Source organism: Aurantimonas coralicida DSM 14790 (assembly GCF_000421645.1).
Lineage (GTDB): Bacteria > Pseudomonadota > Alphaproteobacteria > Rhizobiales > Rhizobiaceae > Aurantimonas > Aurantimonas coralicida.
Genome location: NZ_ATXK01000002.1, coordinates 41,049 through 63,837 on the forward strand (window position 1 = coordinate 41,049; position 22,789 = coordinate 63,837).

Sequence of the window (22,789 nt, forward strand, 5' to 3'; positions counted from 1 at the left end):
CGGGAGGCGAAGATTGTTCCCCGCAAAGGCCGATCCGCGCCAAGCGCATCATCTCGGGCGCCGCGAGGCTTTCGTGAGCCGGCTACATCCGGATGCGGCGCAGCGCGTCGGCCGGTTCGCGGCGACCGCGCCATTGCTTGGGATAGCCGAAGGAGACCTCCTCGAAGGCGACGCCGTCGATGGTCCTGGACGAGGGCATGTGCAGATGGCCGGAGATCACGGCCCGAGCGTTGTAGCGGGTGTGCCAGTCCTCGGTGCGGGTGGTGCCGCACCAGATCGAGAAGCGCGGAATGCGCGGCAGGCGGGCCAGATCGCGGCGCAGCGGCCAGTGATTGACGAGGATGTTGGGCACGCCGTCGTCGAGCCCGTCGAGGCGGGCCGCGGTCGCCGACACGCGCGCCGCGCACCAGGCGCTGCGACTGGCATGGGGATCGGCCGGCAGGAACTGCTCGTCGGAGCAGACCGGCCCGCCCTCGCGGGCCCAGGCGACGGCGTCCTCATGGGCGACATCGGAGGGCCGGAAGGAATAGTCGTAGAGCAGGAACATCGGCACGATGCGCACGTCCTGCCCGTCGATGGCGACGACCGGATAGGCGTCCTCGGGCGTCAGCACGCCGCGGGCCCGGCAGCGCTCGACGAAGTGGCGGTAGCGCGCCTCGCCGCGCAGCGGCACGCCTTCGCTGGCCACGGCCCAGAGTTCGTGATTGCCCGGTACCCAGACCACCTGCCGGTATTTCGGCTGCAGGACGTCGAGGGCCAGATCCAGATGGCGCTCGGTCTCGCCGACGTCGCCGGCGAGGATCAGCCAGTCGTCCGGATGCGCGGCAATCTCGTGGATCGCCTCGCGATTGGCCGGGTGGCCGAGATGCAGGTCGGCGACGGCGAAGAGCTTCACGACGCGACGTCCGTGGCATCGATATCGGTAACGGAGCCCGACAGCGGAACGGTGCGCAGGAATCGCACGGTGTCAATCCGGTCCGGCGGCGAGGCCGCGAAGGCCAGGCGATGGTCGTTCGACACGCGCCGGCGCAGGAAGGCCCAGCGGGCCGGATCGTCGGGGCAGCCTTCATCGAAGGCGATGGTCGGCCGCTCGGTGGCGTCGTCGAGGGCGAAGGAGAAGCCGTCCAGCGGCAGGGCCAGCCCCATGCCGCGGGCCTTGATATAGGCTTCCTTCAGGGTCCAGACCGCAAAGAACCGCTCGGCCAGAGCCGGACCGGTCGCCGCGCGCACCCACTCGGCTTCAGACGGCGAGAAATAGCGCCCTGCCAGATCGAAGGTGGCGCTTTCCCGGCCGACTGCCTCCACGTCGACGCCGATCTCGCAGCCCCTGGAGACGGCCAGGGCGACGAGGCCGCGCGTATGGGAAAGGTTGAACACGAGGCCGCCCGCCGCCTCGCCGACGATCGAGGGCCGGCCATGGCGGTTGGTCTCGAAGCGCCAGTCGGCGGGCGCGGTGTCGCGGTAGCGCGACAGGGTGGTGCGGACCAGCGCCCGCCCGACCAGGAACTCGTCGCGGGCGCCCGCCACCTTGTAGCGGTCGTGGCGCTCGACCTCGTGCGGGTCGAGGAGCTTGCGATAGGCCGCGCGCTCGCTGTCGCCGATATCGGCCAGGAAGGTCAGCCAGATGGCGACGCCGTTCTCCGGCAGGACAGGGGCGCTGGTGGCGGGATCGATCGGTGGCAAGGCGGTCCTCGGCGGCACGGCGGCCAGGGTTCAATGGCCGCAAAAGCATCGAGGCGCGGGGGGGCGCCCGCGCCTCGATCATCGTTCAATGTGGGGAGGCCTCAGTCCACCCGGTAGAGGGGCACCGGCCGTTCGTCGCGGCGCTCCTCGCGATAGTTGCGACGATCGTCCCGCCGGTCCTCGCGGAATTCGCGCCGGTCGTCACGCCGGTCTTCGCGGAAGTCCCGGCGGGCATCGCGACGGGCATCGCGCCGGTCGTCGCGGCGATCGAAGTCGCGGCGGTCGCGGCCCCGGCGATCGTCGTAGCGGTCCCGGTCGCGATAGAAATTGCGGCTGCGATAATGGTCATCCCAGTAGCGGCCGATGGAGAAGGAGATGACCGGCGCGTCCATCCGGTCGACATAGCGCGGGCCGGTATAGCGGCGCTCGCGGGCGTCGGCGAGATAGTTGGACGACATCCAGCCGCGCTGGCCGTCATAGCCGACATCGCACCAGGCGCGGGTGTCGAGGCAGCCGAAGACGCGGACCCGGTCGCCGGCGCCGACGACGTTGACGGCAGGATAGGAGGTCGACGGGCCGGCGCGCAGATTGACGTCGGTGGTGGCGATCGCACGCGACTGCGCCTGTGCGCTCGCCGGCAGCGTGATGGCGCTCGCGACCGCGAGCGCTGCAAAGAGCATCTTGTTCATGGCGTTCCCTCGGACTGAGCCGGAACCTCTCCGGTTCTCTTGCTGCAGTAAGCCACAGTCAGTCCGAACGGTTCCCGAACGCACCTGTTATCCGGCGTTCATCTTCCGCAACGGCAGGAGGGTCAGCGCTTCGCCTCGATCGCGTCCCACAGGACCGCGGCGATATCGGCGCCGCCGAAGCGCTTCACCTCGCGGATGCCGGTCGGGGAGGTGACGTTGATTTCGGTCAGGAGATCGCCGATCACGTCGATGCCGACGAAGATCAGGCCGCGCTCGCGCAGCGCCGGTCCGATGCGCTCGCAGATCTCGCGTTCGCGGGGTGTCAGCTCGGTCGGGGTCGCCTGGCCGCCGACATGCATGTTGGAGCGGGTGTCGGTCTCGGCGGGCACGCGGTTGATCGCACCGGCGAACTCGCCGTCGACCAGGATGATCCGCTTGTCGCCCTTGCGCACGTCCTTCAGGTAGCGCTGCACGATGAACGGCTCGCGGAAAAGCAGGCCGAAGGTCTCCAGGAAGGAGGTCAGGTTGCGGTCGTCCGGGGTGATGTGGAAGACGCCGGCGCCGCCATTGCCGTAGAGCGGCTTCATGACGATGTCGCCGAATTCGGCGCGAAAGGCCATGACCTCTTCCGGGTCCTTGGTGATCAGCGTCTCCGGCATCAGATCGGCGAATTCGGTGACGAAGATCTTTTCCGGCGCGTTGCGCACCGAGGTCGGGTCGTTGACGACCAGCGTCTTCGGGTGGATGCGGTCGAGAATGTGGGTCGAGGTGATGTAGGCCATGTCGAAGGGCGGGTCCTGGCGCAGGAGGACGACGTCCATCTCGGCCAGATCGACCTTTTCCTGGGGCCCGAGGCTGAAATGGTTGCCCTCTTCCTCGCGCAGTTCCAGCACCTCGCCGCGGGCCGTGGCGCGGCCGTCGCGCAGCGACAGCCGGTCGGGCGTGTAGTGGAACAGGCTGTGGCCGCGGTTCTGCGCTTCCAGGCAGAGGGCGAAGGTGGAATCGCCCTTGATCGAGATCGAGGAGACATGGTCCATCTGGACCGCGACTTTGAGCGCCATGGGGTTTCCTTCGCCTGGGAACGGGTACGACCGCGCTGCGACGTAGCGCCGAGCGGCGGCATGCGCAATGGCAATGGACGGATCGTCGCCGGCAAGGCCCCGGGGCGGGGCCCTGGTCAGGCGACCCAGCGGCGTCCGGTGGTCTCCAGCCCGAAGAAGCGCGGCGTGCGGGCAAAGGCGGCGAGGCCGGCCAGCGCGGCCAGCGGCTCGGTCACCACGAAGAGCGGGATCTCGCGCATCAGCGCGCTGTGCGGCGCCTTGTCCTCGAAGGCGGCGCGGACCTGGTCGGCCTTCAGGATCGGGATGATGCGCTGGAAGATGCCGCCGGCGATGTAGACGCCGCCGCGGGCCATGAAGAGAAGCGCGATGTCGCCGGCGACACGGCCGAGATAGGTGGCGAAGAGGTCGACGGCTTCGCTCGACGGCGCATCCTTGCGGTTGACGGCCGCCTCGGTGATCTCGGCGGGCGAGCTGTGGACCGGGTCGACGCCGTCGGCGGCGCAGATCGCCTCGTAGAGATTGACGAGGCCGCGGCCGCACAGGACCTGCTCGCCCGACACCCGTCCCTCGATGGTCTTCAGATGCGGCCAGATCGCGTAGTCGCGGGGCGTACGCGGGCCGAGATCGATATGACCACCTTCGCCGGCGACCGGGATCCACATGCTGCGGGCGCGCACCAGCCCGGCGACGCCGAGGCCGGTGCCGGGGCCGAGCACGGCGCGGCTGGCGCCTTCATGGACGGTGCCGCCGCCGATCTGCGAGCGCGAGGCGTCGCCCAGCGCGGAGATCGCCAGCGCCTGCGCCTCGAAGTCGTTCAGGACGATGACCTCCTCGATCCCCAGCTCGGCCAGCATCTTGCGCGGCCGCACCACCCAGGGGCAGTTGGTCAGGTCGATCTCGTCGCCGTCCACCGGGCCGGCGACCGCCAGGACCGCCGATTTCGGCTGGATGGAAGTCTTGTCCAGAACCGTCGCCTGGATCGCATCGTCGATCGTCTCGAAATCCGCGGTCTGGATCACCGGGAACGGCTTGGGATCGGCGAAGGCGTCGACCAGCAGGGAAAAGCGCGCATTGGTGCCGCCGATATCGCCGATCAGGACCGGAAACTTCAACGCGTCGTTTTCGTCGCGCTTGCCTGCCATGGGAATGCCCGCTTCAATCGATTCGTATGACTGCCACATAGGCCATTGCCGTGACGAAGGCAAAACGCCGATCCGCCGCGCGCGCCGGCTCCGCCCCCACCCGCGGGGCCGGCAGCGGCCCGCAGGACGGACCGATGCGGTTCAGCGGATCGGGCGGTTGGTCGGGATCGGAACCCGCACTTCGGGCGCATAGCCCAGCGCCCCGGCCGGGGCGGCCATGCTGGCGGCCACCACGCCGCCGCCGCCGTCGAAGCGGGCCGGCGCGTTGGCGACCTGACGGCAGGCGTCAGGCATGTCGGCCAGCATCATCGGCGGCTTTGGCTTGGCCGGCTTGCCGCCGGGCTTGGGCGGCTGCAGCGCCACGTCGAACCACCAGTCGAGATCGCCGCAGCCGTCGCCGCTGCCGGTGGAGCGCTGGGCCGTGCAGCCGGGCGAGCCGGGCTGGCAGAACAGCCGCACGTGAAAATGTTCGTGATGGCCGTAGTAAGGGCGGACCTTGTTCAGCCAGGCGCGTTCGCGCCCTGTGGTCTCGCACAGCTTCTTCTTGATGCCCGGATGGACGAAGATGCGCTGCACCTTGGGGTCCTCGGCGGCCATGCGGATAAGGTCGCGATAGTTCGAGGTCCAGACCCGGTCGTCGACCTGGAAGGTGCCGGGCTTCAGCACCGAGCGGAACGGAAAATCCTCGCGGGCCTCCGGCGTCAGCCGGGCGGCCGGCATCGGCTGCAGCCAGATGTCGGCGTCGAGGCCGATCTGGTGCGAGGCATGGCCGGACGGCATCGGGCCGCCGCGGGCCTGCGAGATGTCGCCGACGAGAAGGCCGGGCCAGACGCCGCGCGCCGCCGCCTCACGGGAGAGGCGCTCGAGGAAGGAAATGGTGTTGGGGTGGCCGTAGCGGCGATCGCGCGACAGGCGCATCGCCTGCCATGCCGGGCCGTCGGCGGGCAGTTGCGCCGCGCCGGCAAGGCAGCCCTTGGAGTAGAAGCCGTGGCTGGCCGAGGGCAGGGCCGCCGCCGCATGCTGGCTGCCGAAGATCTGCTTGGCGGTCGGCTCGGCCGCGACGGCCGTGCATGCCATCATCGCCGCGACCAGAAGCGCGCCCGCCGCCGTGCGTGTCCGCGTCTTGCCCGTTGCCGTCATCAGCCTCGTCGTCCCCCGTCGTCGCGTCCGCGAGCCTATCGGGCGCAGTTGGGCCGAGGCTTGCGGGAAGGCGCCCGGGCGCGGCGAGACGCCGGCCCGGATCGTCATGCGAAGACTGCCGCAGGCTTATGCCGTTTTCGTGGCCGTCAGCCGGAAACCTCGACCCAGTCGCCGGTCCGGCCGGCCTCGAACAGGGCGTCGATCGCCGCCTGGTTGCGGCGGCTGGATTCCAGCGAGAACAGTTCGGTGTCCTTGCCGGCGATCGCGTCGGCGAAGCTCTCCACCTGCAGCCGGTACTGGTCGATGCCGGGGAAGCGGAAGGTCTCGGTGTGGCGGTGCGTGCGGTCGTGCAGGAACACCTTGTCGCCGTCATAGAGGCTGGCGTTGAACGGCGCGGCGATCTCGATGAAGCCGTCCTGGCCGTGGAAGACGATGCCCTGCCGGTTGGCCATGCGGGTGCCCAGATACAGGCTCATCTCGAAGTCGCCGAAATCCACCGTGCCGGTGACGAAGGAATCGGTGCCGAATTCGGCATCGGTGACCACCTTGGCGCGCACCCGCACCGGCTCCATGCCGGTCGCGAAGCGGCTGGTGACCATGGGATAGACGCCGATGTCGCGCAGCGCGCCGCCGCCCAGTTCGGGCCGGTTGCGCATGTTGGCGGCGTCGACATTGTAGTAGCTGAAGGCCGCCTCGATATGCATCAGCCGGCCGATGGCGCCGTCGGCAATGAGCTGCTGCACCTTGGCCCATTGCGGGTGATAGGTGACCATGAAGGCCTCGGACACCGTGACGCCGGCCGCCTTCGCCGCATCGGCGATCGTCGCGATCTCCGCGGCGGTCATGCCCATCGGCTTTTCGCACAGGACGTGCTTGCCGGCCTCGATCGCCTTCAGCGTCCATTCGGCGTGCTGGGACGTCGGCAGCGGGACGTAGATCACGTCGACCTCGTCGGAGGCCAGGAGCTCGTTGTAGCTGCCATAGGCGCGCGGGATGCTGAACATCTCGGCGACTTCGCGCGCCCGCTCCCCGTCACGGCTGGCGATCGCCGCCAGCCGGCCGTTGGTCGCCTTGGCGATCGCGGGCATCACATGTTCCCGCCCAATCTTGGCGGTGGACAGAATTCCCCATCTGAGCATGCCGGTTCCCCCCTTGTGGTCGTTCGTCGTCATTGTCCTTGCCGCGACCGGCCGCCCCTCGCCAGGCGGCCGGTCGCAGATCCCGTCAGCCGTTCAGGACGGCCTTCACGGTGTCCAGCTCGGTCAGCGGCAGCTGCGGGCGCGGGCCGATCTGGCCGATGATGTGGCCGGCCGACGCGACACCGAGCCGGGCCGATTTCTCGTGGTCGAGGCCCATCGTATAGCCGCGCAGGAAACCGGCGGCGAAGAGGTCGCCCGCACCGGTCGCGTCGACCACCTTGTCGACCGCCGTCGCAGGCACCGTGATCCGCTGCTCGCCTTCGGCCACGATGCAGCCCTTCTCGCTGCGGGTAACCGCGGTGAAGCGCTTGACGTCCTTGGCCAGCGCGTCGATCGCCGCGTCCATGTCCTCGGTCTCGTAGAGCGCCTTGGCCTCGGCCTCGTTGGCAAAGACGATGTCGACCGTGCCCGAGCGGATCAGGTCGAGGAACTCGGCGCGGTAGCGATGCACGCAGAAGGAATCCGACAGGGTCATGGCGACCTCGCGGCCGTTCTCATGGGCGATCTTCGCGGCGGCGACGATGGCTTCCTTGGCGCGGGGCGGATCCCACAGATAGCCTTCGAAATAGGTGACCTTGGCAGCGGCCACGAGCGAAGCGTCGATGTCCTGCGGTCCGAGCTCGGTGCAGGCGCCGAGGAAGGTGCTCATCGAACGCTCGCCGTCCGGCGTGACCAGCACCATGCAGCGCGCCGTCGGCGGCGTGGTGTCCAGCGGCGTGGTGTCGAACTTGACGCCAAGCGCGCGGATGTCGTGGGTGAAGATCCGGCCGAGCTGGTCGTTGGCGACCTTGCCGATATAGGCACCCGTGCCGCCGAGGCTGACCAGCCCGGCGATGGTGTTGCCGGCGCTGCCGCCCGAGGTCTCGGTGCCCGGACCCATGGCGTCGTAGAGATGCTCGGCGCGTTCGGCGTCGATCAGCGTCATGCCGGCCTTCTGCACGCCTTCGCGTTCCAGAAAGGCGTCGTCGGCCCGCGCGATGATGTCGACGATCGCATTGCCGATCGTCAGAACGTCGTATTCTGCCATGGTCCATCCTGTCGTTGAAGCGTGCCGTCTGGTTAACCCGCGGCGGCCGAAATGGCCAGCGGGGCAAGCACGGCCCGCGTTGCGGGGGCGCGGCGGCATGCCTATCTCGGCTGGACGGAAAGGACGCCCGATGATCTTCACCGCCGCCCGGCTTGCGCTCGCCGACATCTTCTCGCCGCCCTTCCGGGCCGCCCTCTGGAAGACCCTGGGGCTGACGGCCGTGGTGCTCGTGGCGCTCTGGTTCGGCATCGGCGCCATCGCCGAGATATTCGCCGTCCCGTTCCTGTCCAACCTCTTCCCGGACGATCTGAGCTGGCTCGATCAGGCCGGCACGCTGGCCGGCTGGGCCGCCGGCCTGCTTCTGGCGGTGCTCCTGGCCTTCCTGATCGGCCCGATCAGCGCGGTCATCGCCAGCCTGTTCCTCGACGACGTGGCGGTGGTGGTCGAGCGCGAGAGCTACCCGGATGCCCCGACCGGCACGGCAATGGCCTTCCTGCCGGGGCTCGTCCTGTCGGTGAAGTTCTTCGGCGTCGTCATTTTGGGCAATCTGCTGGCGCTGGTGCTGCTGCTCGTGCCCGGCGTCAACATCGCCGCCTTCTTCCTGGTCAACGGCTATCTGCTCGGCCGCGAATATTTCGAGTTCGCGGCCATGCGCTACCGGTCGGAGGACGAGGCCAAGGCGATCCGCTCGCGCCATGGCGGCACGGTGTTCATGGCGGGCCTCCTGATCGCTGGCTTCCTGGCGATCCCGATCGTCAATCTGCTGACGCCGCTCTTTGCGGCGGCGCTGATGGTGCATCTGCACCAGCGCATCGCGGCAAAGACCGGCGGCCTGCCGGTCCAGGCGGACCGGACCGCGCGCCGCGTCAGGGGATCGGATGCAGCGGCGCCGGAACGTCGTTCGTCTTGATCTCGGCCTTGCAGAGATCGGCGATGACGCAGGCCTCGCAGTCCGGCTTGCGGGCCTTGCAGACATAGCGGCCGTGCAGGATCAGCCAGTGATGGGCATGGCGGCGATAGGGCTGCGGAATGATCCGCAAGAGGCCCTGCTCCACCGCCTCGGGCGTTGCGCCGGGCGCCAGCTTCAGCCGGTTGCCGATCCGGAAGATGTGGGTGTCGACGGCCAGCGTCTCCTCGCCGAAGGCAACGTTGAGAACGACGCTGGCGGTCTTGCGGCCGACCCCGGGCAGGGCCTCCAGCGCGGCGCGCTCGCCGGGCACTTCGCCGCCATGCTGCGCCACCAGCGTCTCGGCGAGGGCGGCGACGTTCTTGGCTTTGTTGCGATAGAGCCCGATGGTGCGGATATGCTCGCGGATCGCATCCTCGCCCAGCGCCGCCATGGCGGCAGCATCGTCGGCGACGCGAAACAGTTCGCGCGTCGCCTTGTTGACGCCGGCATCGGTCGCCTGCGCCGACAGGACGACGGCGACGAGCAGGGTGAACGGATTGGTGTAGGCGAGTTCCGACACGGGCTCGGGCCGCTGCACCGAGAAGCGCCGGAAGATCTCGGTGATCTCCTCGTCCGAATAGGGGATCTTCACGCGGCGCGGCCGGGCCGGGCGCCGCGTCGCCGCCTTGGCCGGACGCTTGGCACTGGTCGCGCGAGGCGATGCGTCGCTTTTGCTGCGCTTGACCCCTTGGCCGGATGGTCCAATCTTGTCGCTCATCGTTGCCCTATAGCGAGACGACGCCGTGACTGACAATCGCGATGGCACAGGTCAGGCCGACGCCGCGTCGGAACGGCCGATCTTCGAGGCCTTGCTGACGCCCTACCGCTCGCTTGGCCGGCGCGGCTTCAACATCCTCATGGCCTTTGTCGGCGGGGTCAGCCTCGTCACCGGCATCGCCTTCGTCGCCAAGGGCGCCTGGCCGGTCTTCGGCTTCTTCGGCGTCGACGTGCTGCTGATCTGGTGGGCCTTTCGCGCCAGCTACCGCTCGGCCAGGGCACGCGAACTGGTCACCGTGTCCCGGACCGACCTGGCCATCCGCAAGATCTCGCCGCGCGGCGAGGTCCGCGAGACCCATCACAACCCGTTCTGGGCACGGTTCAAGGTGGACCGGCATGACGAGATCGGCATCACCCGGATGAGCGTCGATTCCAAGGCCGCCTCCACCGAGATCGGCGAGTTTCTCAATCCCGACGACCGTGAGAGCTTTGCCCGCGAATTCAACCGCGCGCTGCTGACCGCCAAGGGCCGCTGACCGGCTGGCGTCTCGCTCTGGCCGATTGTCGGAAAACGGGTGGCGGACGCCGCCCGCGGAGGCGATGATCGGCCAGCAAGGGAGAATTGCCATGTTGTCGATCGCACCCGACACGGTTCGAACCGACCCCGCCGTGATCACGCCATCCGCCAGCCAGGAGAGCCTCGGCGATTACGAGACGGTCCGCCGCGCCATCGAGTTCATCTCGACCCATTACAGCGAGCAGCCGAGCCTCGGCGAGATTGCCGCCGCGCTCGGCCGCTCGGAAGAGGCGTTGACCGCCGTGTTCCGCCGCTGGGCCGGGCTGACGCCGAAGGCGTTCCTGCAGGCCGTCACCATGGATCATGCCCGCCGCCTGCTCGACGGCGGGGCGTCGCTGCTGGATGCCGCCTTCGAGGTTGGGCTCTCCGGGCCATCGCGGCTGCACGATCTCTTCGTCAAGCACGAGGCCCAGTCGCCGGGCGCTTACAAGGCCAAGGGCGCGGGCATCGCCTTCGACTACGGCTTTCACGCGACGCCCTTCGGCCTGGCGCTGGTCGTGGCCACCGAACGGGGCCTCGCCGGCATCGGCTTTGCGGAACCCGGCGATGGCGGCGAGGCGGCGGCGCTGGACGACATGCGCCGGCGCTGGCCGAAGGCGAGCTTCCGGCCGGCGCCCGACCGGACCGCCCCGCTCGCCCGGCGCATTTTCGAGCCCGGCCACTGGCAGAGCGAGCGGCCGTTGCGGGTGGTGTTGATTGGCACGGATTTCGAGATCCGGGTCTGGGAGACTTTGCTGACGATCCCGGTGGGACAGGCGACCACCTATGCCAGCGTCGCCGGGCGCATCGGCGCGCCGAAGGCGGCCCGGGCCGTCGGCGCGGCGGTCGGGCGCAACCCGATCTCCTTCGTGGTGCCCTGCCACCGAGTGGTCGGCAAGTCCGGCGCGCTCACCGGCTATCACTGGGGCATCACCCGCAAGCGGGCGATGCTCGGCTGGGAAAGCGGACTTCTGGCCCGCGACAACGGATGAGGTGCGCTGTCCTGGCGATGACCCGTGCCGGGGCAAGCGGTCGCATTCGCAGGATCGCACACGGCCCTATCTGAACTTCCCGATCAGGGGAGGACGAGGCCGGTGCCCGGACGGATGAGCGACATGGCGGTTTTGCCGGAGGCGTCGGTGGAGACGGTGTTCCGACGCCTTGCCGCCGAGATGCCGGGGCGCACGGCGACGGCCAAGGGGCCGAAGGATCAGCCCGACCCGTTCCGCTCGCTGGTCTCCTGCGTCCTCTCGGCCCAGAGCCTCGACCGCAACACGGCCGCGGCGGCCGAGGCGCTATTTGCGCTGGCCACGACCCCGCCGGCGATGCTGATGCTGGGTGAGGAGGCGATTGCCCGGGCGATCAAACCCTGCGGCCTCTACAACATGAAGGCGCGCAATCTGACGCGGCTCTGCCAGACGCTGCTCGAGACCCATGGCGGGGTCGTCCCGCAGGATCGGGCCGGGCTGATGGCGCTGCCGGGCGTCGGGCGCAAATGTGCCGACATCGTTCTCAGCTTCACCTTCGGAGAGGACGTCATCGCCGTCGACACTCATGTCCACCGGGTTGCCAACCGCATCGGCCTGACAGCGGCGCGTGGGGCCGACGCCACCGCCGACCAGCTCGCCGCCCGCGCCCCGGACTGGGCGCAGGGCGACGGGCATTTCTGGCTGATCCAGTTCGGCAAGGCGGTCTGCGTGGCGCGCAGGCCCCGCTGCGAGGCCTGCATGCTCACCGATCTCTGCCTCTGGTTCGCCGCCAACCGGGACGCCGCCGCCCCCTGAGCGGCGGTCGCCGTGACGGCCTCAGATCTTACCGTCGAGGCCCATCTGGTAGTATTTGTGGACGATCTTGTCCTGGTTCTCCAGGAGCCAGTCGATCGAGGGCTCGTTCGCCATCGCCTTGCGGATCGCCTGGGTCATGCCCTTGCGATGGATGTCGAACAGCACCTTGTGGTCGAGATCCGGCACGTCGACGATGGTCGGGGCGAGCCAGACCGAGCAGATGATGCCGAGGTCGTTGACCCGGTCCTTCGGCAGGATGCCCTCGCGCACGGCGTCGAGCACGCCATTGGCGATGGCGAACTGCACCGTGCCCATCAGGATGTTGGTGTATTTGGGATCGTCGACGGTGACCTTCGACACGCAGAGCGTGACCGGGCGGACCATGATGTCGGTGTTGAGCAGGGCGAAGACGCGGCTATGGCCCTTCACCTGGTCGCCGGTGAGGGTGGCGAGCGCGGTGCCGACCGGCCCGTCGAGCTCGCCGATGACGACTTCCGGTTCGGCGGCTGTGCCCGGAGGGCCGCCGGCGACAAGGGCTTCGCCGCTGCGCAGGACGATACGGTCGGTCATGATGGCATTCTCTCGCTGGTTTCCGGCGCCCGCTGCGGCCTAGCAGCTTCCGCCGGCGCACTCAAACCCGCGCCAAGGCGGCGCGGGTTTGTGCGAAACCGGAGCGCCGTCAGCCTTCGAGGATGGTCTTTTCGGCGACGCTGGTATCGGCGTTGAGCCGGTAGACGATCGGCACGCCGGTGGCGATCTCCTGGCCGACGATCTCCTCGCCGGTCAGCCCGTCCAGCGCCATCACCATGGCGCGCAGCGAATTGCCGTGGGCGGCGACCAGCACCGTGCCGTCGTTCATCACCTTCGGCAGGATGTCGTGGATGTAATAGGGCCAGACGCGGGCGCCGGTGTCCTTCAGGCTCTCGCCGCCCGGCGGCGGCACGTCGTAGGAGCGGCGCCAGATATGCACCTGCTCCTCGCCCCATTTGGCGCGGGCGTCGTCCTTGTTGAGGCCGGACAGGTCGCCGTAGTCGCGCTCGTTGAGGGCGACGTTGCGGATCGTCTGAAGGTCCGGCTGGCCGAGTTCGTCGAGCGCCAGCGTCAGCGTGCGCTGGGCGCGGGAGAGCTCGCTGGTGAAGGCGATGTGGAAGGTCAGGCCGGCGGCCTTCAGGCGGCGCCCGGCATCCTTGGCTTCCTCGACACCCTTCTCGGTGAGGTCGGGGTCCTTCCAGCCGGTGAAGAGGTTCTTGAGGTTCCAGTCGCTCTGGCCGTGGCGGACGAGGACGAGGGTTCTGGACATCGCGGCGGACCTTTCATGTGGGTCGGATGAAGCATCGGGGCGGGCGGGGCGCCAGCCGTCAGAGGCCGAGGACGTCGGCCATGGTGTAGAGGCCGGGCGCCCGGTCCTTCGCCCAGAGGGCGGCGCGGACGGCGCCGCGGGCAAAGATCGCCCGGTCGGTCGCCAGATGCGAGATCTCGATGCGCTCGCCTTCGCCGGCCAGGATCACCGAATGCTCGCCGGTGACCGAGCCGCCGCGCAGCGTGGCGAAGCCGATCGTGCCCTCGGGGCGCGGTCCGGTATGGCCGTCGCGCACCCGCACGCTGTTGTCGGCAAGCGAAATGCCGCGACCCTTCGCGGCGGCCTCGCCGAGAAGCAGGGCGGTGCCGGACGGCGCATCCACCTTGTGCTTGTGGTGCATTTCCAGGATCTCGATGTCGAAGGCGTCGGGGCCGAGCGCCCGGGCGGCCTTCTCGACGAGGCCGGCGAGAAGATTGACGCCCAGGCTCATATTGCCGGACTTGACGATCGGGGTGCGCTCGGCGCTGGCTGCGATCGCCGCGTCCTGATCGGGCGAGCAGCCGGTGGTGCCGACGACATGGACCAGCGAGCCGTTGGCGGCGCGCTCGGCCATGGCGACGGAGGCCGCCGGCGCGGTGAAGTCGATGATGCCGTCGGCGCCGGCGAGCGCCGCGTCGATATCGTCGGTGATGAGGACGCCCGACGTTCCGATGCCGGCGAGGAGGCCCGCATCCTGGCCGATCGCCTCCGAGCCCTCGCGTTCGACCGCGCCGGACAGGACGGCGCCTTCGGTCTCGGCGATCACGGTGACCAGCGTTCGGCCCATGCGACCGGCGGCGCCCAGGACGACCAGCTTCATCGGTGCCATCGCGTCTCTCCCTCGTTGCGCGGCCTGGCGCGTCAGCTCCGCACGGATGCGGCGATTTCCTCGGGCCGCGTTGCCGTGCCGCTGCGGCGATCGCTCGACTGCAGGCCGTGGAACCGGGCATAGAGGCCGTCGCGGCGTCCGACAAGTTCCTCGTGGCTGCCGCGCTCGACGATCTCGCCGCCATCGACGACGAGAATCTGGTCGGCGCCGACGATGGTCGACAGGCGATGCGCGACGACGAGGACGGTGCGGTTCTTCATCGCCTCGTCCAGCGCCGCCTGCACCAGGGTCTCGGAGCGCGTGTCGAGGGCCGATGTGGCCTCGTCGAGAAGCAGGATCGGCGCGTTGCGCACCAGCGCCCGGGCGATCGACAGCCGCTGGCGCTGGCCGCCCGACAGCGAGATGCCGTTTTCGCCGAGCGGCGTGTCGTAGCCCTGGGGCTGGGCGAGGATGAACTCCTCGGCCTGTGCCTGCCGCGCAGCCTCGGCGATCTCCTCATCGGTCGCATCGGGCCGGCCGAGGCGGATGTTCTCGCGGATCGTGCCCTCGAAGAGATACGGCGTCTGCGGAACGTAGGCGATCTGGGCGCGCAGCGAGGCGGTCGCCACGTCGCGGATGTCCTGGCCGTCGATGCGGATGGCACCCTCGGAGACGTCGTAGAAGCGTTGCAGCAGCGAGATCACGGTGGACTTGCCGCCGCCGGACGCGCCGATCAGGGCGGTGGTGCGGCCGGGCCGGGCGGTGAAGCTCATGCCCTTCAGGACGGGTTCGCCCGGATGATAGCCGAAGCCGACATTCTCGAAGACGATCTCGGCCCGGTCGACCTTCAGCGCCGGCGCGCCCGGCTTGTCGGCCTGGCCCGGCTCAAGATCGAGGATCTCGTAGATCATCTGGGCGTTGACGAGCGCCCGCTCGAGTTGCACCTGCAGCTTGGCGAGACGGCGGGCCGGATCATAGGCGAGCAGCAGCGCCGTGATGAAGGCGAACATGGCGCCCGGCGAATAGCCGTAGACGATGGCGCGGTAGCCCGAATAGGCGATCACCCCGGCGATCGCGAGGCCGGCGACGATCTCGGTGACCGGCGTGGTGCGCTCGGTGATGACGGCGATGCGGTTGGAGCGTTCCTCGGCACCGAGGATCAGCGTCTCGATGCGTGCGCGTAGCGGCTTTTCCATGGTGAAGGCCTTCACCACGGTAATGCCCTGCGCCGCCTCCTGGATCGAGCCGAGCACCCGCGCATTGAGGTCGATCGACTGGCGGGTGACCACCCGCAGCTTGCGGGCCAGGATGCCGATCATCAGCGCGATCGGCGGCCCGGCGATCAGCGCGATCATCGACAGGAGCGGGTCCTGGTAGATCATCACGAAGACCAGGAAGATCAGCGTCAGGAGATCGCGGGCGATCGAGGTGACCGTCAGGTTCAGCGTGTCGCGGATGCCGGCGACATTCTGGTTGATCCGGGCCGCCAGATGCGCCGAGCGGTTCTCGCCGAAGAAGTCCACCGACAGGGCCATCAGATGGGCGAACAGCCGTCGCTGGTAGCGCGCGACGATGTGGTTGCCGATGCGGGCGAGGATCACGCCCTGGCCGTAGGTGGCAAGGCCGCGCGTGGCGAAGGCCAGGAAGACGACGATCGGAAGCGTGACGATGGCGGCGCGGTTCTGGTTGACGAAGATGTCGTCGATCACGCTGCGCATGATCCAGGCGAGAAACGCCGTCGAGGCCGCGACCAGCACGAGGCAGACGATCGCCATCACGTACTGGCGCAGGAACTGCCGGCCGTTCTCCTGGATGATCCGCTTCAGGAGCCGCAGCACGAGACCGCGCTCGCCCGGCTCCTTCAGGGAGATCCGCTTCTTCGTCGTCGCGCCGGCGGCCTGCCCGGCTGTCGTTTTCTTGCTCATCGCGACGTCCTATAGAGGCTCATGCGTCCGGTGCCTATCGGGGCCGGGCGGGCGCCGCGTCGGAAATCCGCCGGCACTGGCCGATCGGCAACGGTCGGGATGCCTCGGAGCCTAGCCGCGACCCTGCCACGCGCCGGTGACATGGACCGGCCAGCGCCATGGCAGCACGGCGACGATGTCGAAGCGGCGCGAGAGCCGGGCGAAATCGGCCCGGCGCCCGATCCACAGATCGGCCGCGGCCTCGATCCGGCGCTGGGTCTGCGGGCCGACCGCATCCATCGCCTCGGCGAGCGTCGCGCGGCCCTTGACCTCGACGAAAGCGACGAGATCGCCGCGGCGGGCGATCAGGTCGATTTCGCCGGCTTTCGTGCGGTGCCGGACGGCGAGGATGCGGTAGCCCTTCAGCCGCAGCGCCATGGCCGCCAGCCACTCGCCGCGATGGCCCTTGCGAAAGCCCTGCCGCCGCCGGGCGCGGGCCGCGTCCGCAGAGGTCACTGTCGGTCCTTGAGGGCAAGGGCGCGCTGATAGAGGTCGCGTCGCCCGAGGCCGGTCAGCCGGGCCGCTTCCTGCGCCGCTTTGGTGGGCTTCATCTCCGCCAGCAGACCCGACAGGATCGCGTCGGCGTCGGCCTCGCTCGCGACCGGCGGCGCATCGGGCGGCGCGATGCAGACGACGATCTCGCCGCGCACCCGTTCCATGGCGGCGAACTGGGCGGCAAGATCGCCAAGCGTGCCGCGATAGATCGTCTCGTACGCCTTGGTCAGTTCGCGGCAGACGGCCGCCTGACGCGCGCCGAGAGCCTGGTCCATGGCCGCGAGACTGTCGGCGATCCGGTGCGGCGCCTCGAAGAAGACCAGCGTGCCGGGAATGCGGGCGAGTTCCTCCAGCCGCTGCGCGCGCGCCTGCTCCTTCTGCGGCAGGAAGCCGGCAAAGAAGAAGGCGTCCGACGGCAGGCCCGAGGCGAGCAGCGCGGCGAGGGCCGCCGAGGCGCCGGGGATCGGCACCACTGGAATCCCGGCCGCGATCGCCTCCTGCACGATCCGGTAGCCGGGGTCCGACACCAGCGGAGTCCCGGCGTCCGAGACCAGCGCCACCGACAGGCCGGCCTTGAGATCGGCGAGGAGCGCAGCGCCGGCATTTTCGGCATTGTGCTCGTGATAGGCGAACATTCGCCGCTCGATGCCGAAGCGATGCAGCAGCTTGGCGGTGACGCGCGTATCCTCGCAGGCGAGGCGATCGGCCCCGGCGATGAGCTCCAGCCCGCGCAGGGTCACGTCGCCGAGATTGCCGATGGGCGTCGCCACCAGATAGAGGCCCGGCTCCGGCTTCGGCGCCGTGTGCGCCACATCCCGAATGCGATAGCGGCGGGCGGTGGCCTGCTCGTCTTTCTGCGCCTGCAACTCTTCGGGCATCACTTGGCGATCGACCGCTTCAGCGCTTCGTCGATCCGTTCCTGCCAGCCGGGCCCTGTTGCCTTGAAATGGGAAAGGACCTCGGGGCTGAGCTCGAGCGCGACCGGAATCTTTCCGGACGGCGAGGTTCGGGACTGGCGGCCACTTTGGCCGAACTGCGCAAGAATTTCGGGCGGAAGCGTCGCGTCCGCCGCCCGGGCCTCGCGAAAATCTGCCTGCGTCCATTCGGGATTGTCGCTGTCGATGACAGGGTCTTGGCTATTGTCCGACATAGCGTTCGAACTCCTTTCGATGGGCGCGGCGGAGACTGATCGGACGCACTGAGCCGGCGCGGACGGTGAAGGCAACACAGAAAGGCTGGCCGTCGATGAAGCCGAAACCACGAAACCGCGCCTCACCATAGTCGTGGCGGTCATCCCTGATGACCAGCCGCAGATCCATATCCGCCGCTCTTGCCAAAGAGACGCCGTGCTTGGCGATATTCGCGGCATCCTTGGCGGGGTCGAAATCCAATGCGCGACGGCTCCGGCACGTGACGGTCGCCATCCACTATATAGGGCGCCGGGGGCGTCGACGAAATCCGTCTCAGGCGAGGTCGGCGACCACCGCGTCGAGGACGAGCATGCCGGCGGGCGTCGCCCGCAGCCGGTCGGGCCCGAGGCGTTCCACCATGCCGTGAGCCATCAGGTCGGCCTCGCTGACCGGATCGAGATCGCGGCCGGTCAGCTTGCGCCAGCGCTTCAGGTCGATGCCCTCGGTCAGGCGCAGGCCCATCAGCAGCAATTCGTCCGCCTGCTCGGTCGGGCTCAGCAATTCATCGACCACCGCCCCGCTGTCCCAGGATTCGACCATCTTCAGCCAGGTTTCCGGCAGCGGCTCGTTGGAGATGGCGTGGCGGCCGCCCGGCCCCATCAGCCGGCCATGGGCGCCGGGGCCGACACCGGCATAAAGCCCGTAGCGCCAGTAGGTCAGGTTGTGACGGGATTCGGCGCCAGGGACGGCGTGGTTGGAGATCTCGTAGGCCGGCAGGCCGCGTTCGGCGGTGATCCGCTGGGTGGATTCGTAGAGATCGGCAGACAGGTCGCCATCCGGCACGATCAGCTTGCCCGCCTTGTGCAGCGCGTAGAAGGGCGTGCCTTCCTCGATGGTCAGCTGGTAGAGCGACAGATGGTCGGCGGCCAGATCGATCGCCTGGTTCAGTTCGCTCTCCCAGGCGGCGACGGTCTGGTCGGGCCGGGCATAGATCAGGTCGAAGGACAGGCGCGGGAAGATTTCGCGGGCAAGGCCGATGGCGTGCAGCGCCTGGTCGACGCTGTGCAGCCGGCCGAGAAGCCGAAGGTCGCGGTCGTTCAAGGCCTGAACGCCGAGCGACACGCGGTTGACGCCGGCCTCGCGATAGCCGCGGAACCGCTCCGCCTCGACGCTTGAGGGATTGGCCTCCAGCGTGATCTCGGCGCCGTCGGCGATCGTCCAGTTGGCGGCCACGGCATCGAGGATCCGGCCGACAGTCGCTGGCTCCATCAGCGACGGCGTACCACCGCCCAAGAAGACCGAGGTGACCGTTTCACCCGCCGAGCGGCGGGCCATCTCGGCCAGTTCCCGCTCGAAGGCCGCCGCATAGCGCTCCTGGTCCACCGGCTTGTGGCGGACATGGCTGTTGAAGTCGCAATACGGGCATTTGGCCGCGCAGAACGGCCAATGCACATAGACGCCGAACCCCGGCGCGCGCGATTGCGGCTCGAAGGCGAGGACGTCGCGGCCTGGGCGGGAATGGATCGTCATTCGACTCCGAGTGCGTCGCGCGCGAATTTCTGGAAGGCCCGCGCCCGATGCGACATGGCGGTCGGCTGGCCGGGCTTCCAGGCGTGTTTTTCCGCCGACATCATCTCGCCGAAGGTCCGGTCGCTGCCGTCGGGCAGGAAGATCGGATCGTAGCCGAAGCCGAGTTCGCCGCGCGGCGGCCAGACGATGGTCCCCTCGACCTCGCCCCGGAAGAGATGCGTGCCGCCGGCCGGATCCGCAAGGCACAGAACCGCGACGAATTTCGCCCGGCGCTGCTCCGGCGTCGTGGCGCCGGCCGCCTGCAGCTTTTCCTCGACATTGCGCATCGCCATGGCGAAATCGCGATCCGGACCGCCCCAGCGCGCCGAATAGATGCCGGGATCGCCGTTCAGCGCGTCGATGGCGATGCCGGAATCGTCCGACAGCGACACGAGGCCGGTGGCGCGCATGGCGGCCAGCGCCTTGAGCTCGGCATTGGCCTCGAAGGTCGTGCCGGTCTCCTCGGGATCCTCGAGGCCCTTGTCCTTCGCCGAGGTCACCTCGAAGCCGAAGGGCTCCATCAGCTCGCGGATTTCCCAGATCTTTCCGATGTTGTGGCTGGCGACCAGAAGCGGGCCGTCCTTCGGGTCGAGACGTTTCATGGCGCGGCCTCGATGGCTTGGCGCTGCATGCCGACGAGATCGTTGATCCCCTTGCGGGCGAGATCAAGGAGCTTGAGGAACTCGTCCTGCGAGAACGGCGTGCCCTCGGCGGTGCCCTGGATCTCGACGATGCCGCCGGAGCCTGTCATGACGAAATTGGCGTCGGTCTCGGCGGCGGAATCCTCCGGGTAGTCGAGGTCGAGCACCGGCTCGCCCTTGTAGATGCCGCAGGAGATCGCCGCGACATGGTCCTTCAGCACCTTGGCCGGGTCGACCATGGCGCGCTGGCCCATCCAGGCGAGGCAGTCGGCCAGTGCCACGTAGCCGCCGGTGATCGCCGCCGTGCGGGTGCCGCCATCGGCCTGGATGACGTCGCAATCCACGGTGATCTGGCGCTCGCCCAGCGCCTGCAGGTCGACAACGGCGCGCAGGCTGCGACCGACGAGGCGCTGGATTTCCTGGGTGCGGCCCGACTGCTTGCCGGACGCCGCCTCGCGGCGCATCCGGTCGCCCGTGGCGCGCGGCAGCATGCCGTATTCGGCCGTCACCCAGCCCTTGCCGGAATTTTTCAGCCAGCCCGGCACGCGCTCTTCAAGGCTCGCCGTGCACAGGACATGGGTGTCGCCGAACCGGACGAGGCACGAGCCTTCGGCGTGACGGGAGTAGTTCCGCTCGAGGCTGACGGGCCGCAATTCGTCGAAGGCGCGTTTGGATGGCCGCATGATGAGGTCCTGACAATCGGTCCTGGAGAAGGGAATAGATGCTTCGGGTTGCGCCGGGCTTGTATCGGCGATGACCCGACGGATCAAAGATTTTCGCGTCGCCGTCATGGCGGGGCGCCGCGCGATGGCAGAAGATCGGCCGGAAAGGTGCTTGCGGCGAGGGCTATCGCGGCCGGACGGCTTGGCGAGGGCCCGAGCATTCCCTATAGTCCGGTCATGCGGGAAACGATGCGACGCCATGACTGAATTCCGTTTGCCTGTCAGCGATTTGGCTTCCGGAGCACTGCCGCTGGACGAGCGCTCGCGGGAGATCTTCCGGCTGATCGTCGAAAGCTATCTCGACATCGGCGAGCCGGTGGGCTCGCGCATGCTGTCGCGGCTCCTGACCAACGCGCTTTCGCCGGCCTCGATCCGCAATGTGATGAGCGATCTGGAAGCGCTCGGCCTGATCTATGCGCCGCATGTCAGCGCCGGACGCATGCCGACTGAACTGGGCCTGCGCTTCTTCGTCGACGCCTTTCTGGAAGTCGGCGATCTCGGCTCCTCCGAGCGCGAGGAGATCGAGGAAAAGGTGCGCGTGTCGGGCGACGGCCGCCCGTTCGAATCGCTTCTGACCGAGGCGAGCCAGCTCCTGTCCGGCCTCTCTCGCGGCGCCGGCATCGTGCTCACCTCCAAGGCCGATCTGCGCCTCAAGCATATCGAGTTCATCCGTCTGGAGCCGACGCGGGCGCTGGCGGTGCTGGTCGGCGCCAATGGCGAGGTGGAGAATCGCATTCTCGACCTGCCGGCCGGTGTCACCGCCTCGCAGCTCGTCGAGGCCGGAAACTTCCTCAACGCCCATATCGTCGGCCGTACGCTGGGCGAGGCGAGCGAGGAGATCGCCCGGCTGAAGGACGACACCTCCAGCGCCCTCGATCTCCTGTCGCGCCAGCTCGTCGAAAAGGGGCTCGCGGTCTGGTCCGGCGCCTCGGCCGACCAGCCGGCGCGGCTGATCGTGCGCGGCCGGGCCAACCTCCTGGAAAATGTCACCGCCTCCGAGGACATCGAGCGGCTGCGCCTGCTTTTCGACGACCTCGAAACCAAGAGCGGCATCATCGAGCTTCTGGGCCTTGCCGAGAAGGGCAATGGCGTGCGGATCTTCATCGGATCGGAGAACAAGCTTTTCTCGCTGTCCGGATCCTCGCTGGTGGTCGCCCCCTATCAGGGCGGCGGCGAGAGCGTCATCGGCGCGGTGGGCGTGATCGGTCCGACCCGGCTCAACTACAAGCGGATCGTGCCGATGGTGGACTATACCGCGCGCATCGTATCGCGGCTTCTGACCTCGGGCGCGGCTGCCCGCGAGGCTTGATTTTCCGTCCCGTCAATTCGATATGCGGCGCGACAACGATTTTCCGCCGCGCTGCGCGGTTCGCGTGGGAACTCCCACCGCCGGACTTGCGCAGCCAGGCCCCGACACGAGGTGATGACGCATGAGCGATACCGGCAAGCGCGAACACGACGAAGCCCGCAACCGGGCGGCTGACCCGGCCGCCCGCGATCGCGCCGACCCGGCGAGCGAGGCCGAGGCGCGGCGCGCGGCGGCCAATGCCAATGCCGAGGGCAGCGGCTATGCGGACGCCGCCAGCGGCTTTGCCGACGCCGATGCGGCCGCCAGCGCCGATGCCGAACGCATCGCCGCGCTGGAAGCCGAGAACGCCGACGTCAAGGATCGCCTGCTGCGGCTGGCCGCCGACATGGAAAACCTGCGCCGGCGGACCGAGCGCGAGGTCAAGGATGCGCGCACCTATGCGGTGACCGGCTTTGCCCGCGAGATCCTGTCGGTCGCCGACAATCTGCGCCGCGCGCTGGAAGCCGTGCCGGCCGAAGCCAAGGCCGATGGCGAGGGTGGTCTGGCCGGTCTCATCGACGGCGTCGAGGTGACCGAGCGGTCGCTGCTCAGCACGCTGGAGAAGCACGGCGTCAAGAAGCTCGACCCGGAAGGCCAGCGCTTCGACCCGAATTTCCATCAGGCGATGTTCGAGATTCCGAACACCGAAGTGCCGAACGGCACCGTCCTGCAGGTCGTGCAGGCGGGCTATGCCATTGGCGAGCGCGTGCTGCGCCCGGCCATGGTCGGCGTCTCCAAGGGCGGGCCGAAGGCCTCTGCCGCCAAGGCCGAGGCGGACGCCGCCCCGCAGGACGCCGGCGACACCATCTGATCGCCACAAAGCCCG

The 22,789-nt window shown here is 68.8% G+C and carries 26 protein-coding genes; 6 read left to right on the forward strand and 20 right to left on the reverse strand.

The features are described 5' to 3' along the window. Window positions 1–82: 82 nt before the first annotated feature. From H536_RS0104755 to H536_RS0104790, 8 genes are all read right to left on the reverse strand, one after another. Window positions 83–895, reverse strand: coding sequence for a metallophosphoesterase family protein (locus H536_RS0104755; RefSeq protein WP_024349376.1), 813 nt, complete (start codon window positions 893–895; stop codon window positions 83–85). Then, window positions 892–1,683, reverse strand: a complete 792-nt coding sequence (locus H536_RS0104760) for a 4'-phosphopantetheinyl transferase family protein (protein ID WP_051141512.1) — start codon at window positions 1,681–1,683, stop codon at window positions 892–894. Before H536_RS0104760 ends, H536_RS0104755 begins: the two co-directional genes overlap by 4 nt. Before the next feature lie 101 nt (window positions 1,684–1,784). Next, the gene (locus H536_RS0104765; RefSeq protein WP_024349378.1) at window positions 1,785–2,372 is read right to left on the reverse strand and encodes an SH3 domain-containing protein; all 588 of its coding nucleotides are present in this window, start codon (window positions 2,370–2,372) and stop codon (window positions 1,785–1,787) included. 122 nt (window positions 2,373–2,494) lie between these two features. Then, window positions 2,495–3,433 (reverse strand): glutathione synthase, encoded by a 939-nt coding sequence (gshB, locus tag H536_RS0104770; RefSeq protein ID WP_024349379.1) that lies wholly within the window; start codon window positions 3,431–3,433, stop codon window positions 2,495–2,497. A gap of 116 nt (window positions 3,434–3,549) precedes the next feature. Next, window positions 3,550–4,575, reverse strand: coding sequence for a glucokinase (locus H536_RS0104775; RefSeq protein WP_024349380.1), 1,026 nt, complete (start codon window positions 4,573–4,575; stop codon window positions 3,550–3,552). A 141-nt stretch (window positions 4,576–4,716) separates the two neighbouring features. Next, the gene (gene mepA, locus H536_RS0104780; protein ID WP_024349381.1) at window positions 4,717–5,715 is read right to left on the reverse strand and encodes a penicillin-insensitive murein endopeptidase; all 999 of its coding nucleotides are present in this window, start codon (window positions 5,713–5,715) and stop codon (window positions 4,717–4,719) included. A 146-nt stretch (window positions 5,716–5,861) separates the two neighbouring features. Further along, complete coding sequence (locus tag H536_RS0104785) at window positions 5,862–6,854, reverse strand: Gfo/Idh/MocA family protein (protein ID WP_024349382.1); 993 nt, start codon at window positions 6,852–6,854, stop codon at window positions 5,862–5,864. Window positions 6,855–6,939: 85 nt separating this feature from the next. Next, entirely contained in the window at window positions 6,940–7,941 is a 1,002-nt protein-coding gene (locus H536_RS0104790) for an adenosine kinase (protein WP_024349383.1), read from the reverse strand. 130 nt (window positions 7,942–8,071) lie between these two features. On the opposite strand from H536_RS0104790, the gene H536_RS0104795 reads away from it, so the two are divergent. Next, window positions 8,072–8,851, forward strand: a complete 780-nt coding sequence (locus H536_RS0104795) for a sulfate transporter family protein (RefSeq protein ID WP_024349384.1) — start codon at window positions 8,072–8,074, stop codon at window positions 8,849–8,851. Here the strand turns inward: H536_RS0104795 and nth are convergent. After that, window positions 8,808–9,608 carry an endonuclease III gene (gene nth / locus H536_RS0104800; protein WP_024349385.1) on the reverse strand — a complete coding sequence of 267 codons (801 nt, stop codon included), beginning with the start codon at window positions 9,606–9,608 and terminating at the stop codon, window positions 8,808–8,810. The two genes, H536_RS0104795 and nth, sit on opposite strands and share 44 nt — an antisense overlap. Window positions 9,609–9,633: 25 nt before the next feature. Here nth and H536_RS0104805 point away from each other — a divergent pair, with 25 nt between their 5' ends. The 3 genes from H536_RS0104805 (at window position 9,634) to H536_RS0104815 (ending at window position 11,947) form a co-directional block, all read left to right on the forward strand. After that, window positions 9,634–10,143: a DUF2244 domain-containing protein gene (locus H536_RS0104805; RefSeq protein WP_024349386.1), complete on the forward strand. Its 510-nt coding sequence runs from the start codon at window positions 9,634–9,636 to the stop codon at window positions 10,141–10,143. Window positions 10,144–10,234: 91 nt separating this feature from the next. Continuing rightward, window positions 10,235–11,155: a bifunctional helix-turn-helix domain-containing protein/methylated-DNA--[protein]-cysteine S-methyltransferase gene (locus H536_RS0104810; RefSeq protein ID WP_024349387.1), complete on the forward strand. Its 921-nt coding sequence runs from the start codon at window positions 10,235–10,237 to the stop codon at window positions 11,153–11,155. A gap of 123 nt (window positions 11,156–11,278) precedes the next feature. Beyond that, window positions 11,279–11,947 (forward strand): endonuclease III domain-containing protein, encoded by a 669-nt coding sequence (locus tag H536_RS0104815; RefSeq protein WP_029702759.1) that lies wholly within the window; start codon window positions 11,279–11,281, stop codon window positions 11,945–11,947. 21 nt (window positions 11,948–11,968) lie between these two features. Here H536_RS0104815 and H536_RS0104820 read toward each other — a convergent pair whose 3' ends face one another. From H536_RS0104820 to rph, 11 genes are all read right to left on the reverse strand, one after another. Next, window positions 11,969–12,517, reverse strand: coding sequence for a formaldehyde-activating enzyme (locus H536_RS0104820; protein ID WP_024349389.1), 549 nt, complete (start codon window positions 12,515–12,517; stop codon window positions 11,969–11,971). A gap of 109 nt (window positions 12,518–12,626) precedes the next feature. Continuing rightward, a complete protein-coding gene (locus tag H536_RS0104825) occupies window positions 12,627–13,247 on the reverse strand; it encodes a 2,3-bisphosphoglycerate-dependent phosphoglycerate mutase (RefSeq protein ID WP_024349390.1) in 621 nt (206 codons plus the stop codon). Between the two features lie 58 nt (window positions 13,248–13,305). Beyond that, window positions 13,306–14,115 carry a 4-hydroxy-tetrahydrodipicolinate reductase gene (gene dapB / locus H536_RS0104830; RefSeq protein ID WP_024349391.1) on the reverse strand — a complete coding sequence of 270 codons (810 nt, stop codon included), beginning with the start codon at window positions 14,113–14,115 and terminating at the stop codon, window positions 13,306–13,308. 32 nt (window positions 14,116–14,147) lie between these two features. Further along, window positions 14,148–16,019: an ABC transporter ATP-binding protein gene (locus H536_RS0104835; RefSeq protein WP_155898395.1), complete on the reverse strand. Its 1,872-nt coding sequence runs from the start codon at window positions 16,017–16,019 to the stop codon at window positions 14,148–14,150. Window positions 16,020–16,130: 111 nt separating this feature from the next. After that, entirely contained in the window at window positions 16,131–16,514 is a 384-nt protein-coding gene (locus H536_RS0104840; RefSeq protein WP_024349393.1) for a YraN family protein, read from the reverse strand. Then, window positions 16,511–17,431, reverse strand: a complete 921-nt coding sequence (gene rsmI / locus H536_RS0104845) for a 16S rRNA (cytidine(1402)-2'-O)-methyltransferase (protein ID WP_024349394.1) — start codon at window positions 17,429–17,431, stop codon at window positions 16,511–16,513. The genes H536_RS0104840 and rsmI overlap by 4 nt, the downstream gene beginning before the upstream one ends. Then, window positions 17,431–17,703, reverse strand: coding sequence for a BrnA antitoxin family protein (locus H536_RS0104850; protein WP_024349395.1), 273 nt, complete (start codon window positions 17,701–17,703; stop codon window positions 17,431–17,433). Before H536_RS0104850 ends, rsmI begins: the two co-directional genes overlap by 1 nt. Further along, on the reverse strand, window positions 17,690–17,944 hold the full coding sequence (locus H536_RS0104855; RefSeq protein ID WP_024349396.1) for a BrnT family toxin: 255 nt from the start codon (window positions 17,942–17,944) through the stop codon (window positions 17,690–17,692). Before H536_RS0104855 ends, H536_RS0104850 begins: the two co-directional genes overlap by 14 nt. A gap of 72 nt (window positions 17,945–18,016) precedes the next feature. Further along, window positions 18,017–19,213: a radical SAM family heme chaperone HemW gene (gene hemW, locus H536_RS0104860; RefSeq protein ID WP_024349397.1), complete on the reverse strand. Its 1,197-nt coding sequence runs from the start codon at window positions 19,211–19,213 to the stop codon at window positions 18,017–18,019. Further along, on the reverse strand, window positions 19,210–19,854 hold the full coding sequence (gene rdgB, locus H536_RS0104865) for an RdgB/HAM1 family non-canonical purine NTP pyrophosphatase (protein ID WP_024349398.1): 645 nt from the start codon (window positions 19,852–19,854) through the stop codon (window positions 19,210–19,212). The genes hemW and rdgB overlap by 4 nt, the downstream gene beginning before the upstream one ends. Continuing rightward, window positions 19,851–20,576: a ribonuclease PH gene (gene rph / locus H536_RS0104870; RefSeq protein ID WP_024349399.1), complete on the reverse strand. Its 726-nt coding sequence runs from the start codon at window positions 20,574–20,576 to the stop codon at window positions 19,851–19,853. Before rph ends, rdgB begins: the two co-directional genes overlap by 4 nt. 238 nt (window positions 20,577–20,814) lie before the next feature. Here rph and hrcA point away from each other — a divergent pair, with 238 nt between their 5' ends. Beyond that, complete coding sequence (gene hrcA / locus H536_RS0104875; protein WP_024349400.1) at window positions 20,815–21,924, forward strand: heat-inducible transcriptional repressor HrcA; 1,110 nt, start codon at window positions 20,815–20,817, stop codon at window positions 21,922–21,924. 121 nt (window positions 21,925–22,045) lie between these two features. Next, window positions 22,046–22,774 carry a nucleotide exchange factor GrpE gene (gene grpE / locus H536_RS0104880; protein WP_024349401.1) on the forward strand — a complete coding sequence of 243 codons (729 nt, stop codon included), beginning with the start codon at window positions 22,046–22,048 and terminating at the stop codon, window positions 22,772–22,774. The last annotated feature ends 15 nt before the right edge of the window (window positions 22,775–22,789 follow it).